The organism is Propionivibrio pelophilus DSM 12018, from assembly GCF_059569095.1.
Map to the genome: position 1 here is coordinate 125,682 of NZ_JCANUT010000005.1, position 14,202 is coordinate 139,883.

Below are 14,202 nucleotides of genomic sequence, written 5' to 3' on the forward strand. Positions count from 1 at the left end.
AGACGGTCAGCCGGCAGCGAGGGTACGCCGCTCGGCTTCAATTTTGGCCATGAAGCGCTGGATCAGGGTTTCCGTGGAGGGCGGCAGGTCGATGAAGCGACATCCCATGTGCCACAGCGGTTTGCCGGTGCGGCTTTCCACGAGGGTTAGGTAACGCACTTCGAGTGTGCAATGGATCATGCCGCTTTCGCGCAGATCGATCCAGCAATTTTCCAGCTTTTCCAACTGCTCGTACTTGAGCGTGTTTGGGGTCAGGATGCCGATGCCGCCGACGGAAATGTCATGCAGCGGCAGGAGTTCTTCCTTCGGCGTGCCACGCCGGGCGCGGCAGGTGAAAGGCTTGGTGCTTGGCAACTGAAGGCGGAAAACCTCTCTCCGTTGCAGGCGCAGTAGATGGGTCGGGATCGGTGCGACGAATGTTGCCTCCCCGTCGAGCTTTGTTTCGCGGCATCCTTTGGCCGAGAATTGAATCCGGACACCGTCGACGAGTGTTGTAAACGTGCAGCTTTCGGCCTTGAGGAAGGCCTGATTGATGTCGTTACCGCCACCGATGTCGAAGTAGAACAGCCCATCCTTGACCGAAATGTCCAGCAGGACGGTCAGGAAACTTTGCCGCCCCTCCTGGAAAATGACCGAAATGCGGTTGCCGCGCTTGACTAGACCCTTGATCAGAAATGCGATCTCGTGCGGGCTGGTCAATGTACAGCGTTCGATTTCCTCGTCGGAATAGATGTTGTCCATGATGCGTGAGGCTTGTGTTTGCAGGCAGGGCGTTGAATTTTTGCGCAATGGTAAAGGTGATGTGGCGATTGCGCTAGGGCGATGGGCGGAAAACGTAAGCTGTTCGTGGCATTTCTTGCCACCCCCGGCGGCTGGTCGTAGAGTAGCGTTCGTCATTCTTCCTTTGTGGGATAGCCAATTATCATGATTTCTTCCCCCGTTGCCATCGATTCGAAGCTGCCCTGGGTGGGTACGACGATCTTCACCGTGATGTCGAAGCTGGCTACCGACTGCGGGGCGATCAATCTGTCGCAAGGGTTCCCGGACTTTCAGGCCGAGCCGGCCCTGTTCGAAGCGACCCTGCGCGCCATGAGCGAAGGGCGCAACCAGTACCCGCCGATGGCCGGCATGCCGGAACTGCGCGCGGCGATCGTCGGCAAGGTCGACTCGCTGTACGGCATGCGCTACGACGCGGATCAGGAGATCACCGTCACCGCCGGGGCGACGCAGGCGCTGTTCACGGCCATCGCGGCGTTTGTGCGCAGCGGCGACGAAGTCATCGTCTTCGCGCCGTTCTACGACAGCTACGTGCCGTCGATCGAAACCGTCGGCGGGCGGGCGGTCTATGCGCAGCTGAAATTCCCCGACTACAAGCCGGACTGGGAGCAGGTCCGCGCGCTGATTACCCCGCGCACCCGGATGATCATCATCAACTCCCCGAACAATCCGACCGGCAGCCTGCTCGACGCCGCCGATCTGGACGCACTGGCCGAGCTGACGCGCAATACCGACATCGTGGTGCTCTCCGACGAAGTGTACGAACACATCGTTTACGACGGCGTGCGTCACGCCAGCGTGGCCGCGCATCCGCAGCTGTCGACGCGCAGCATCGTCGTTTCCTCGTTCGGCAAGACCTACCACATTACCGGCTGGAAGATCGGCTACGTGCTGGCCGCGGCGGCGCTGATGACCGAATTCCGCAAGGTGCATCAGTTCAACGTGTTCACGGTCAATACACCCTGTCAGCTGGGTATCGCCGAGTACATGCGTGATCCGGCGCGCCATCTCGGGCTGGCCGCGTTCTACCAGCACAAGCGCGACTTCTTCCGCGAGCAGCTGCGCAGCACGAAATTCGAGTTGCTGCCCTGCAGCGGGACCTATTTCCAGTTGGCGCGCTACGACGCGATCTCCGATCTGCCCGACCGCGAGTTTGCGCAGTGGCTGACCCGCGAGGTCGGCGTGGCGGTGATTCCGGTGTCGGTGTTCTATCCCGACGGGCGTGACGACAAGGTGGTCCGCTTCTGTTTCGCCAAGAAGGAGTCGACGCTGGCCGCTGCCGGCGAGCGCCTGCGGCGGTTGTGAGTCTGGTTGGTAGTTGCAATAAGGCAGTACGGGTTGGTTCGTTGATTCAAATTTTATAAGGAGACAGCAATGAGCATGATGAAGGAGTTCAAGGAATTCGCCATGAAAGGCAATGTCATGGACCTGGCCGTTGGCGTGATCATCGGCGGGGCCTTCGGCAAGATCGTCGACTCGGTCGTCAAGGATCTGATCATGCCGCTCGTCTCGGCACTCATGGGCGGCCAACTCGATTTTTCCGGGCTGTTCATTGTCCTGGGCAACGTGCCGCCCGGCACGGCGATGACGCTCGATGCGCTGAAGAAGGCGCAGGTGCCGGTGTTCGCCTACGGCAACTTCATCACCATCCTGGTGAATTTCATCATCCTGGCCTTCATCATCTTCATGATGATCAAGCAGATGAACCGCCTGCGCAAAGCCGAGCCGCCCGCACCGCCGCCTGCCACGCCGGAGGACATCGTTCTGCTGCGCGAGATTCGCGACAGCCTGAAGAAGTAGGCCGCAGGTTTTTCTACGAGCGGGGCGTCGTTGCGGCGCCCCGCTTTTTTGTCCGGTTCAGGAAAAGACGAGCGACCACAGCGCCCGCACTGTCTCGATATTCTTCCGGTACGGTTCGCGCTCGACCTTGGCGCCGCGGATACCGTCGAGACGGAAGGTGTGCTGCATGCGCCGGTATTCGCGGTAGATGGTGCGGACCTGCTCGGCGAGATCCTGCGGGATCAGCCCCAGTTCGCCGGCGATGCGCAACAGGGCGATGTTGCCGAGATTGCCGCACAGGCGCTCGTGCGCGTGGGCGTGACCGAGAATGAGGTACTGGACAATGAACTCGACGTCGACCAGGCCGCCGGGGTCCTGCTTGATGTCGAACAGTTCCTCGCTGTTCGAGGCGTGAGTGTGGAGCATGCGCTGGCGCATGGTCAACACTTCTTCCTTGAGCTTGGTCAGGTCGCGCGGCTGGCGCAGGATCTCGACGCGGATTTCCTCGAAGCGCCGCCCGACATCCGGGGCGCCGGCGCAATGGCGCGCGCGGGTGAGCGCCTGGTGTTCCCAGGCCCAGGCCTTCTGCATCTGGTATTCGCGGAAGGCATCGACCGAGCAGACCAGCAGGCCGGCGTCGCCGTTCGGGCGCAGGCGGAAATCGGTGTCGAACAGCGTCCCGGCGGAGGTCTGGCTCGATAGCCAGGTGCTCATGCGCTGCACCAGACGGGCGTAGATTTCGCCCACGCCGGGCTCCGGGTCATCGTGCAGGAAGACGAGGTCCAGGTCGGAGCCGTAGGCCAGTTCCTTGCCGCCGAGCTTGCCGTAGGCGATGACGGCGAACTTCGGGGGCTGCTCGGGGTGGGGGTGGCGTTCGCGCAGACGGTCCCAGCACAGGTCGAGCGTCGTCTGGACGATGATGTCGGCCAGTTGCGTGAGGTGGTCGGCCAGCCGTTCGACCGTCTGCAGGCCGGCGATGTCCTGCGCGAGGAGTCGGAAAACCTGTGCATGGTGCTCCTCGCGCAGCACGTCCATCTCGCGTTCGGTGTCGCCGGCCTCGCTGGCCAGCCGCGACGCGAGTTCCTGCTTGAAGGCTTCCCAGTCGGTGGCGACGTCGTACAGCCGGGGATCGATCACCTCGTCGAGCAGGATCGGGTGCCGGATGAGATACGTCGCGGCCCAGGCCGAACTGCCGATGATCTCGGCAACTTTCATCAGCGCCTGCGGGTGTTGCTGCAGCAGCGCGAGGTAGGCGCCGCGCCGGCTGATCGTCTCGACCAGGTCGAGGCCGCGCTGCCAGGTCGCGTCGGGCGTTTTGGTCGCCGCCGCCGCCTCGATCAGGCGCGGGCCGATGGCGTCGAGGCGCTCGCGGATCGACGCGGCCAGTTGCTGGTATTTGGCGCTTTGGCGGAACGCGTGCAGCCGTTCCAGCACTGCCTTCGGGTGACGGAAACCGAGGCTGCCGAGGGTTTCCTGCGCGTCGTCGTCTTCCAGTTGTTCGAACCAGATGCCGGCCAGGGCGTGCGTGCCGTCCTCGGGGTCGGAGAAGATCTCCTCGAAATGCCGGGCAACGCGCTGGCGATGGCCTTCCAGCACCTTGGACAGGGCCGGCCAGTCGGCGAAATCCATGGACCGGGCGATTTGCAGCCGTTCGGCGTCGTCGGTCGGAAGCATGTGCGTCTGCGCATCGTTGACGTACTGGAGGCGGTGCTCCAGGCGGCGGAGGAATTCGTAAGCCTCGACCAGTTCCTGTTCGCTGTCGGCCGGGAGCAGGCGCCGTTCGACGAGCAGCGGCAGCACCTTCAGCGTCGGGCGGATCTGCAGCGCCGCGTCGCGGCCGCCGCGGATCAGCTGGAAGACCTGCGCCATGAACTCGATTTCGCGGATGCCGCCCGGGCCGAGCTTGATGTGGTCGACCATGTCCTTGCGCGCGACTTCGCGGCGGATCTGCGCGTGCAGGTCGCGCATGGCGTTGATTGCGCCGAAGTCGAGGTACTTGCGGAAGATGAACGGGCGCGCGATGTGTTCCAGCGCAGCGACCCATTCGGGTTGCAGGTTGTCGCCGGCGTTCATCACCCGCGCCTTGATCCAGGCGTAGCGTTCCCACTCGCGGCCCTGCGCGATGAAGTAGTTCTCCAGCGAGACGATCGAGCCGACCAGCGGCCCGGAATCGCCGTTCGGGCGCAGGCGCATGTCGACGCGGAACACCTGCCCGTCGCCGGTGATCTCGCCGATCGCCGCGATAAGCCGCTTGCCGAGGCGGGTGAAGAAGTCGAAGGCCTCGATGCGTCGCCCGCCGTTCGGCGTGCCGGCCGTCTCGCCGTCCTCCGGGTAGGCGAAGATGTAATCGACGTCGGAGGATACGTTCAGTTCACGCCCGCCGAGCTTGCCCATGCCGATCACCATCAGGCGCTGCGGCCGCCCCTGATGGTCGAGCGGTTCGCCGAACTGGCCGGCGAGCTGACGATGCAGGAAATCGAGCGCATGGTTGGTGGTGATGTCGGCCAGCCGGGTCATCGTTTCCACTACTTCGGCCAGCGGCGCCTGGCCGCCGATGTCGCGCACCATCAGCGCGGCCATTACGCGCTGGCGCAGTTGGCGCAGGGTGCGTTTCAGGCTGTCCTCGCTGTCGATGGCGGCCCCGGCGAGGAAGTCGCACATGGCCTCGGCGCTCAATGGTGCATCGGCGTGCGCGGCCACCCAGTCGACGATTTCAGGGCGGGCGGAGAGCAGTTGCCGCAGGAAGCGGCTGTGGGTCAGTGCCGGCTGCCAGCCGTTCGGGTAAGCAGGGTCGTGCGGATCGCTCATCTTTATTCAGCCTATTCAGCCGTATGCCAAGGGGCCGTCGGGGCACGCCAAAGGCGGTTGGAGGTCAAAGCCATTACAATTGCGGCTCCGACGAGTTGACAGGTGCGCATCATTCTAGTGACGTTTCCCGAAATCAGGCAAAGCTTTCCGCGCGTGGCCATTCCATGAGGCCTGGAAACGATTTTCGTGCGGCGCTGTACCACCGCTTTCACTGGCTGCTGCCACTCGTGACACATCCATGGGCGCGGCGGTCAGTGCGGCTGGTCGCATGGTCGTGCGTGGCGGCCTATTTCGCCCTGCTCGCGACGATCCTTGCGCTGCGCTACGTGGTCCTGCCGCAGATCGAAACCTATCGCCCGACGATCGAACGCCTGGTCGGCGAAGGGCTCGGGCTGCAGGTCAGCATCGGGCGGGTCGAGGCCAGCTGGGCGGGCATCAATCCCGACCTGACACTCTACGACGTGCGGGTTGCCGATGCGGAGAATCGCCCGGCCTTGGCGTTCTCACGTGTCGAAGCGATCCTCTCGTGGTGGTCGGTCCCGGCCGCGGACCTGCGCTTGCGCGTGCTGCGTATCGACGAGCCGACCCTGCATCTCCGTCGCGATGCGAACGGCGCGTATTTTGTCGCCGGGATTCCGCTCGGTGAATCCGGCGAGGAGAGCGGCATGTCGTCCTGGGTGCTGGAGCAGCGACGCATCCGCATCCGCGGCGCGACGCTGGTCTGGGAGGACGAACTGCGCGGCGCGCCGGCGCTGGTGCTTGAAGACGTCAATCTCGCGCTCGATAACGATGGTTCGCGGCACCGCTTCGGGCTGACCGCCCTGCCGCCGGGCGAACTGGCTTCACGCATCGATGTGCGCGGTGATTTTCGCGGGCGCGATTTCGCCGCGCTGACCGAATGGACGGGCCAGGCCTTCGCCGAGGTCGAGTACGCCGACCTCGCGGTCTGGAACCGCTGGGTTGACTACCCCGTGACCCTGCCGCACGGACACGGGGCGGTTCGCGCCTGGACGACACTGGCTGGCGGCGTGGTGCGCGAGGCCACGGCGGACCTGGCGCTGGAGGACGTTCGCCTGCAGCTCCGCCCCGATCTCCCGGTGCTCGATGTCGACCGGTTGGCCGGGCGGTTGAGCCTGCGTCTCCCCGACAAGGGGACGGGCCTGGCCGTCAGCGGGCGGCGTATCAGCCTGGAAACGCAAGCTTCTTCGTCCGCCGCACGCGACACGGGGGGGGCGATCCGCATCGAGCCCACCGATTTTCAGGCCGACTGGCAGCGGGAGAACGACAGCCGCACCGCCCTCGGCAACGTCACTATCTCCCGTGTCGATCTCGGTGTGCTGGCGCGACTCGCGGCGTTCATGCCGCTGGATGCCGAGTCTCGCCAGATGCTCACCGATTATGCGCCGGGCGGCCAGATCAGCGGCTTGAACGCACGCTGGCGCGGCGATGCCGAGCGCTTGCAGAGCTATTCGCTGAAAGCCGGCGTACGCGATCTCGGGATGAAGGCGCGCGGCTATTTTCCCGGGTTTTCGGGGATCACCGGCACGCTGGAAGCGGATGAGAAGGGCGGGCGGCTCGAGTTGAACAGCGGCACCTCGTCGATCGATTTGCCGACGGTTTTCCCCGAATCGCTGACCCGTCTCGACTCGCTGGTGGTCAACGCCGGCTGGACGATCGACGACAAAGGGGTTGCGGTCGACCTGCTCAAGGCCGAATTCAACACGCCGGAGGCGGCGGGGTCGGCGCGAGGAACGTACCGCACGACGGCCGACGGCCCCGGCGTGATCGACCTGACCGCCGCGTTGACCCGTGCCGATGCACGCGCCGTGTGGCGCTACATGCCGCACGTGGTCGGGGCGGGCGCACGCCATTGGCTGCGCGACTCGTTGATCTCCGGCAAGGCTACCGAGGCGAAGCTGACGCTGAAAGGTGACCTGAAGGACTTCCCCTTCCTCGACAAGCGGCTCGGTCAGTTTCTGGTGACGGTCAAGGCGCAGGACACGGTGATCGACTACGCCAAGGGCTGGCCGCGCATCGAAGGGATCGACGGGGATCTGCGCTTCGAAGGCAACGGCATGGTCGTCGATGCGCGCAAAGGGCGGATCTTCGGCGCCAAGCTCTCCAAAACGCACGTCGTCATCCCCGATTTCGATGCGCCGGTGTCGACGCTGAAAGTCAAGGGCGAGGCGGACGGGCCGACGACGGAATTCCTGAAATTCATCGACCAGAGTCCGGTGGCCGAGCGGATCGACCGCTTTACTGAAGGGATGCAGGCACGCGGCAACGGCCACCTCGATATCGAGCTGATGATTCCGCTCGACGAGCAGCATCTCGATGAGTCACGGGTGAAGGGCGCCTATCGGCTGATCGGCAACGAGGTGCTGGTCGATACGGCACTGCCGCCATTGCGGCAGGTCAATGGCAGCATCCGCTTCTCGGGGAGCGACCTGAACGTGCCGGAAATCACCGGCCAGTTGTTCGGCGGTCCGCTGAAGATCCAGGGTGGGCTGCAAAAGGACGGGCGGGTGCTGATCACGGTCAATGGCTCTGCGGATATTGCCCAGTTGCGCAAGCAGGGCGCGTCGCCCTGGCTGGACCGTCTGTCCGGGGCTGCCGCCTATCGCGGCGAAATCCGCATCAACAAGCGCAACGCCGATCTGGCCATCGAATCGGATCTTGCCGGGCTGGCATCGACCTTGCCGGAACCGTTCGCCAAGGCCGCCGGCGAAGCGTTGCCGCTGCGTTTCGAAAAGCGCTTGCTGGCGCAAGCCAACAGCGGGGATGCGACGGTGCGTGACCAGATCAGCGCGTCGCTCGGCTCGAACACCTCGATGCAACTGATTCGACGCAAGACGCCCGAAGGTTTCGTCGCCGAAAGAGGTGGGGTTGCGATTGGCCGGCCGCTTCAGCTTCCAGAGAAAGGCGTCAGTGTCGGCCTGACGGCCAATCGCCTCGACCTGGATGCGTGGCAGGCGTTGTTTGAGTCAGGCAGCGAGGGGCAAGGCGACGGTTCAGCGACTTTCGTGCCCGATGCGGTGGCCGTGCAGGCCGGCGAGCTGATCATGCGCGGGATGCCGTGGAACGACGTCGATCTGACCGCGACGCGCTCGCCGCGGCAATGGCGCATCGGCCTGAATTCGCGGCAAGCCGCCGGGGAGATCGTCTGGGACAGCAATGGCGGCGAGGGGGCTGGTCGCTTGGTCGCCCGACTGAGCCGGCTGGCCCTTGCGCGGTCCACCGCTCAACCCGCCGCGAAGCCCGCTGAACCCACGCGCAAGTTGCCGGCGCTGGACATCGTCGCCGACGATTTCTCGGTCCGCCAGTTGCGCTTCGGCCGCCTCGAACTGCGCGCCAGCAACGACGGCGGGGTATGGAACCTGCGCCGGATCAGCACCTCGAATCCGCACGGCACGTTCACCGGCCAGGGAGCATGGCAGCGCAGCGGCGGCCCCGGCAGGACGCAACTCGATTTCAGGATGGACAGCAGCGATGTGGGCGAACTGCTCGGCCGCCTCGGCTATCCCGGCACCGTGCGGTCCGGTACCGCGCGTCTGGACGGAAAACTGGCCTGGAGCGGCGGGCCGACGGATATCGATTTCGCCTCGCTGAACGGCGACCTGAACCTCGAAGCCGCCAAGGGGCAGTTCCTCAAGCTCGATCCGGGGGCCGCCGGCAAGCTGCTCGGACTGATCAGCCTGCAGAACCTGCCGCGGCGGATCACCCTCGATTTCAAGGACGTCTTCAGCGCGGGCTTCGCTTTCGACAGCATTGCCGGGAAGATGGCCGTGCAGAAGGGGGTGATGCGCACGGAGCAACTGCAAATCGACGGACCGTCGGCGCGGGTCGTCATGCGCGGCGAGGTGGATCTGAAGCGCGAGACGCAGCGCCTGAACGTCAACGTTCTTCCCGAAGTCGGCGAGACGGCGGCGCTCGGCGTGGCCATCGTCAATCCGGCTGCCGGCGCGGCGACCTGGCTGGCGAGCAAGCTCTTGAAGAATCCGCTGGGCAACGTGTTCGGCTACACCTACCGGATCACCGGCACGTGGGATGATCCCAAGGTCGAGAAGCTGTCTTCGGCGGCGGCGGCGACGAGCGAGGGAACGCCCGCTCAGCCGGCAACGCCTCAACCTCCTGGAGGGCCTGCACCATGAGCAAGAACGACGAAACCGTTTCGCCCGAACTGAAGAATGCCCGGGTCGCCGCGATCCAGATGATCTCGACCACCCGCGTCGAAGACAACCTGCGAACGGCCGGCGCCCTGATTGCCGCAGCCGTGGATCAGGGCGCCGACCTCGTGGCCTTGCCCGAGTATTTTCCGATCATGGGCCGGCGCGACGCGGACAAGATCGCCGTGCGCGAGGCCGACGGCAACGGGCCGATCCAGGATTTCCTCGCCGAAACGGCGAGCAAGCACGGGGTCTGGGTCGTCGGCGGCTCACTGCCTCTGGTGGCCAGCGTCGATGACAAGGTGCTGAACACCTGCCTGGTGTTCAACCCGCAGGGGGCGCGGGTGGCGCGCTACGACAAGATCCACCTGTTCGGCTTCCAGAAGGGCGAGGAGCGCTACAACGAAAGCGCGACGATCGAGCCCGGTCGCCGGCCGGTAACCTTCGATACGCCTTTTGCTCGCATTGGACTGTCGATCTGCTACGACCTGCGCTTCCCCGAACTCTTCCGCGCGCTCGGCGAGATCGACCTGCTGGTCCTGCCGGCGGCGTTCACCGAAGTGACCGGGCGCGCCCACTGGGAAATCCTGCTGCGCGCCCGCGCCATCGAAAACCAGTGCTACGTGCTGGCCATCGGCCAGGGCGGCGTGCATGAGAACCGGCGCGAGACGCACGGCAACAGCATGCTGATCGACCCGTGGGGCGAGGTGCTCGCGCGCCGCGACAAGGGCGAGGGCGTCATCATCGGCGAACTCGATCACGCCCGCATTGCCGAAGTGCGTAGCAGCCTGCCGGCGCTGACACATCGGGTACTGTAATCGGGTGCTGTAAATGATTTTTGAACTGGAAACCACATGACCGCGAAATCGCCATCCCTGCTCGTGCAGGCCAAGAAAACCCTGCTGACCCCGTTCGGCCTGGACGTGTCCGACCTGACCAAGGTCATCGGCCGGATCATGAGCCACGACGTCGATTACTCCGACCTGTATTTCCAGTACAGCCGGAGCGAGGCCTGGAGCCTGGAGGAAGGCATCGTCAAGTCGGGTAGCTTCAACATCGACGAGGGTGTCGGCGTGCGCGCGGTCAGCGGCGAGAAGACCGCCTTCGCCTATTCTGACGACATCAGCCTGCCGGCCCTGGGCGACGCCGCATCGGCGGTGCGGGCGATCGCCGCGGTTGGCCAGCAACGACGGGTGCGCGCTGGCGCGCTGAAGGAACTCAAGGCGGCGCATTCGCTCTACGTGCCGCACGACCCGCTGGCCTCGCTCGACGCAACCGCCAAGGTGCGCCTGCTCGAACGTCTGGAAACCTTCGCCCGCGCCGAGGACTCGCGCGTGACGCAGGTCATGGCGCACCTTGCCGGCGAGTACGAGGTCGTCCTCGTCGCCGGCAGCGACGGGCGCCTCGCCGCCGACATCCGGCCGCTGGTGCGCGTGTCGATGACGGTGATCGTCGAAGGCGCCGGCGGCAAGCGCGAACAGGGCGCCTCGGGCGGCGGCGGACGGACCGACTACGGCTTTTTCACCGACGAGGTGCTGCGCGAGTATGCGCGGCAGGCGGTGCATCAGGCCGTGACCAATCTCGACGCGCGGCCGGCGCCGGCCGGGCAGATGCCCGTCGTGCTCGGCCCCGGCTGGCCCGGCATCCTGCTGCACGAGGCGGTGGGGCACGGCCTGGAGGGCGATTTCAACCGCAAGGGCAGCTCGACCTTCTCGGGTCAGATCGGCAAGCGCGTCGCTTCCAGGGGCGTTACGGTTGTCGACGACGGGACGATCCCCGGCCGGCGCGGTTCGCTGAACATCGACGACGAAGGCAACCCGACGCAGCGCACCGTCCTGATCGAGGACGGCATCCTCCGCGGCTACATGCAGGACAGCCTCAACGCCCGCCTGATGGGCGTGCCGGTCACCGGCAACGCCCGCCGCGAATCGTTCGCCCACCTGCCGCTGCCGCGCATGACCAACACCACGATGATGAACGGCGACAAGAGCGTCGAGGAGATCATCAAGTCGGTGAAGAAGGGCATCTACGCGGTCAATTTCGGCGGTGGCCAGGTCGACATCACCAGCGGCAAGTTCGTCTTCTCGATGTCCGAGGCGTACATGATCGAGAACGGCAAGGTAACCTACCCGGTGAAGGGCGCCACACTGATCGGCAACGGCCCGGAGGCGATGAAGAAGGTGAAGATGATCGGCAACGATCTGGCGCTCGACCCGGGCGTCGGCATGTGCGGCAAGGACGGGCAGAGTGTGCCGGTCGGCGTCGGCCAGCCGACGCTGCGCATCGACGGGCTGACGGTGGGTGGAACCGCGTAAGAGCAAGAATCAGGCAGGGGAGAATCATGACGTTATTCAGCAAAGCGAAGACCGACGACGTACGCATCCGCGAAATCAACGAGGTGGCGCCGCCATCGCACCTGCTGCGCGAGTTTCCGGCCAGTGAGAGGGCCGAGCAAACGACCTTCGAGGCGCGGCAGGCCATCCACCGCATCCTGCACGGCGCCGACGACCGGATGCTGGTGGTGATCGGCCCGTGCTCGGTGCACAACATCGAGGAGGCGATGGACTATGCCCGGCGCCTGCACCTGCAGGTGCCGCGTTTCGCCGACGAACTGCTGATCGTCATGCGCGTGTATTTCGAGAAGCCGCGTACCACGGTTGGCTGGAAAGGGCTGATCAACGACCCGCGCCTGGACAACAGCTTCCGCATCAACGAGGGTCTGCGCATGGCGCGCGCTCTGCTCGTCGAGATCGCCGACATGGGGCTGCCCTGCGGCACCGAATTCCTCGATACCATCACGCCGCAATACACCGCCGACCTGATCGCCTGGGGCGCCATCGGCGCGCGCACCACCGAATCGCAGGTGCACCGCGAGCTTGCTTCCGGCCTGTCGTGTCCGGTCGGCTTCAAGAACGGTACCGACGGCAACGTGCGCATCGCCATCGACGCCATCCGCGCCGCCCAGTCGCCGCACCACTTCCTCTCGGTGACCAAGGGCGGCCATTCGGCCATCGTCTCGACCAGCGGCAACGAGGATTGCCACGTCATCCTGCGCGGCGGCAAGGCGCCCAACTACGACGCCGCAAACGTCGACGCCGCCGCCCGCGAGATCGCCTCGGCGGCACTGGCTGCGCGGTTGATGATCGACTTCTCGCATGCCAACAGCCAGCGCGATTTCCGCCGCCAGCTCGACGTGGCGCGCGACGTGGCCGCGCAACTCGCCGGCGGCGAGGACCGCATCATGGGCGCGATGATCGAATCGCACCTCGTCGAAGGCCGCCAGAACCTCGAACCGGGCAAGCCGCTGGAACGCGGCCAGAGCATCACCGACGCCTGCCTCGGTTGGGACGATTCGGTGACCTTGCTGGAGATTCTTGCCGAGGGTGTGCGTCAGCGTCGGCTGGCGGTGGCGGCGCGCTGACGCCTGACCTGGACGGCAGGTGGAAGGGGGAGAATGCGTCGCGTCAGGATTCCAAAGACTCACATATTGTGAGGCCCAACGCAGAATTCGGCCTCTGGTTCATGAGGGCTCTATGCCGCCTGCAAAAGGAACTCGACTTTCACGGCCTCAAACGGAAAGACGATCTGGCCATCCTCTGTGCGGTCAAGAATGCCCGCGTTTAGCAGTGCCGTTACGTCGCCGTGAACAGCCTTCACGTCTCGGCCAACGCGACGGGCTGCTTCACGAATTGACACGGGACCGGCACCACACAATACCTTCAGTAGCTCCCACCGCTTTTCTGTAAGTACCTTCCAGAGCAGCTCCGGAGTAGCAAAGCTAATATGGGCGGACCGTTGCGGTTTGCCCGTTTTCCAAGCTTGGGTGAAGTCCGCCATCGCGTCAGAAGGCGAGCGGACGTCAAGAGTTACGGTTTTCATCGTTCCACCTCTCAATGTCACGTTGGAAGTCGGCTATCAATTGCTCCGGGGTCGTGAAGGTGTAGGTGCTTTCAATTCCGCCAACATGACGATGATCGCCTTTCCCAACCTCATTGTCGTAACGGAGAACGCATTCGCCACGAACTACGTAGGCGAGCCGATACTTGAAACCATGGGCTGATCCTTCTACCGGTTGAGGCAACCGCCACAGCACGAGTTCAGCAAAAGCTGACTCCGAATATAAGATACGCGTTGAGACGAGCTGTACGGCTTTCATGTTGGACATTGTGACAACATTCACGGTGTGTTGTCAATATCTCCAACAGTCGAGAGTGGGATCAAGAGGCCCAACGTCGTAGCTCAGGGGCGCGTCCCTTGGAGCGTAGCGTTAGAGGTTGCGGTCATTTGAGCTGAACGCGAACAGACTTGCCTTTGGGGGAGTGTTGAAACCGTGGTCTGTCCATTGTTTTCTTGCGAGAAGGGCTGGAGTCCAGAATCAAGTGCAACACTACCCTATCACCCTGATAAGAGCGGGAGTTATTGCACATGGGAAAGCAGTACAGTCATTTAAGTTCGGAAGAGCGAGCCTGCATCATGCTGCGCTTGCGTGATGGTTTCAGTTCGCGGGCTATTGCCCGCGAACTGAAACGCTCTCCGTCAAGCATCACGCGTGAAATCGCCAAACATCACCATCTGGCGGGCTGCTCAACGTTGCCCTATGAGGCAGGTCGGGCCAGCATGCGTGCCCACATGGCCCGGTTTCAGCGACGACGCCAGTGCAAACTCGCTCCCA

11 protein-coding genes are annotated in these 14,202 nt (G+C 64.4%); 7 read left to right on the forward strand and 4 right to left on the reverse strand.

The genetic code is table 11. The annotated features are described in order from the left end of the window. Positions 1-6 precede the first annotated feature (6 nt). Positions 7-741: a flagellar brake protein gene (locus tag BO74_RS04595; protein ID WP_496440384.1), complete on the reverse strand. Its 735-nt coding sequence runs from the start codon at positions 739-741 to the stop codon at positions 7-9. A 183-nt stretch (positions 742-924) separates the two neighbouring features. Between BO74_RS04595 and BO74_RS04600 the strand changes: the two genes are divergently transcribed. Together BO74_RS04600 and mscL are read left to right on the forward strand one after the other, a co-directional pair. Beyond that, positions 925-2,082, forward strand: coding sequence for a pyridoxal phosphate-dependent aminotransferase (locus BO74_RS04600; RefSeq protein ID WP_496440386.1), 1,158 nt, complete (start codon positions 925-927; stop codon positions 2,080-2,082). A gap of 69 nt (positions 2,083-2,151) precedes the next feature. After that, positions 2,152-2,577, forward strand: a complete 426-nt coding sequence (gene mscL, locus BO74_RS04605; protein ID WP_496440388.1) for a large conductance mechanosensitive channel protein MscL — start codon at positions 2,152-2,154, stop codon at positions 2,575-2,577. A gap of 57 nt (positions 2,578-2,634) precedes the next feature. Here mscL and glnE read toward each other — a convergent pair whose 3' ends face one another. Then, complete coding sequence (glnE, locus tag BO74_RS04610; protein WP_496440390.1) at positions 2,635-5,364, reverse strand: bifunctional [glutamate--ammonia ligase]-adenylyl-L-tyrosine phosphorylase/[glutamate--ammonia-ligase] adenylyltransferase; 2,730 nt, start codon at positions 5,362-5,364, stop codon at positions 2,635-2,637. Between the two features lie 164 nt (positions 5,365-5,528). Here glnE and BO74_RS04615 point away from each other — a divergent pair, with 164 nt between their 5' ends. The 4 genes from BO74_RS04615 to aroG are packed head-to-tail and all read left to right on the forward strand — an operon-like array spanning position 5,529 to position 12,951. Further along, positions 5,529-9,515 carry a YhdP family protein gene (locus BO74_RS04615; RefSeq protein ID WP_496440392.1) on the forward strand — a complete coding sequence of 1,329 codons (3,987 nt, stop codon included), beginning with the start codon at positions 5,529-5,531 and terminating at the stop codon, positions 9,513-9,515. Beyond that, positions 9,512-10,348 (forward strand): carbon-nitrogen hydrolase family protein, encoded by an 837-nt coding sequence (locus BO74_RS04620; RefSeq protein WP_496440394.1) that lies wholly within the window; start codon positions 9,512-9,514, stop codon positions 10,346-10,348. The genes BO74_RS04615 and BO74_RS04620 overlap by 4 nt, the downstream gene beginning before the upstream one ends. A 36-nt stretch (positions 10,349-10,384) precedes the next feature. Next, positions 10,385-11,845, forward strand: a complete 1,461-nt coding sequence (gene tldD / locus BO74_RS04625; RefSeq protein WP_496440395.1) for a metalloprotease TldD — start codon at positions 10,385-10,387, stop codon at positions 11,843-11,845. A gap of 26 nt (positions 11,846-11,871) precedes the next feature. Continuing rightward, positions 11,872-12,951: a 3-deoxy-7-phosphoheptulonate synthase AroG gene (gene aroG, locus BO74_RS04630; RefSeq protein WP_496440396.1), complete on the forward strand. Its 1,080-nt coding sequence runs from the start codon at positions 11,872-11,874 to the stop codon at positions 12,949-12,951. 110 nt (positions 12,952-13,061) lie between these two features. On the opposite strand, the gene BO74_RS04635 is transcribed toward aroG, so the two are convergent. Further along, positions 13,062-13,409 carry an HVO_A0114 family putative DNA-binding protein gene (locus BO74_RS04635; RefSeq protein WP_496440397.1) on the reverse strand — a complete coding sequence of 116 codons (348 nt, stop codon included), beginning with the start codon at positions 13,407-13,409 and terminating at the stop codon, positions 13,062-13,064. Then, positions 13,390-13,686: a toxin-antitoxin system TumE family protein gene (locus BO74_RS04640; protein ID WP_496440399.1), complete on the reverse strand. Its 297-nt coding sequence runs from the start codon at positions 13,684-13,686 to the stop codon at positions 13,390-13,392. Before BO74_RS04640 ends, BO74_RS04635 begins: the two co-directional genes overlap by 20 nt. Before the next feature lie 269 nt (positions 13,687-13,955). Between BO74_RS04640 and BO74_RS04645 the strand changes: the two genes are divergently transcribed. After that, positions 13,956-14,202 (forward strand): helix-turn-helix domain-containing protein (locus BO74_RS04645; RefSeq protein WP_496440400.1); only part of this gene is annotated, 247 nt, incomplete at its 3' end.

Coding starts and splice junctions, on each gene's coding strand:
- BO74_RS04595 (WP_496440384.1), bottom strand. CDS start 741: ATGGACAACATCTATTCCGACGAGGAAATCGAACGCTGTACATTGACC.
- BO74_RS04600 (WP_496440386.1), top strand. CDS start 925: ATGATTTCTTCCCCCGTTGCCATCGATTCGAAGCTGCCCTGGGTGGGT.
- mscL (WP_496440388.1), top strand. CDS start 2,152: ATGAGCATGATGAAGGAGTTCAAGGAATTCGCCATGAAAGGCAATGTC.
- glnE (WP_496440390.1), bottom strand. CDS start 5,364: ATGAGCGATCCGCACGACCCTGCTTACCCGAACGGCTGGCAGCCGGCA.
- BO74_RS04615 (WP_496440392.1), top strand. CDS start 5,529: ATGAGGCCTGGAAACGATTTTCGTGCGGCGCTGTACCACCGCTTTCAC.
- BO74_RS04620 (WP_496440394.1), top strand. CDS start 9,512: ATGAGCAAGAACGACGAAACCGTTTCGCCCGAACTGAAGAATGCCCGG.
- tldD (WP_496440395.1), top strand. CDS start 10,385: ATGACCGCGAAATCGCCATCCCTGCTCGTGCAGGCCAAGAAAACCCTG.
- aroG (WP_496440396.1), top strand. CDS start 11,872: ATGACGTTATTCAGCAAAGCGAAGACCGACGACGTACGCATCCGCGAA.
- BO74_RS04635 (WP_496440397.1), bottom strand. CDS start 13,409: ATGAAAACCGTAACTCTTGACGTCCGCTCGCCTTCTGACGCGATGGCG.
- BO74_RS04640 (WP_496440399.1), bottom strand. CDS start 13,686: ATGAAAGCCGTACAGCTCGTCTCAACGCGTATCTTATATTCGGAGTCA.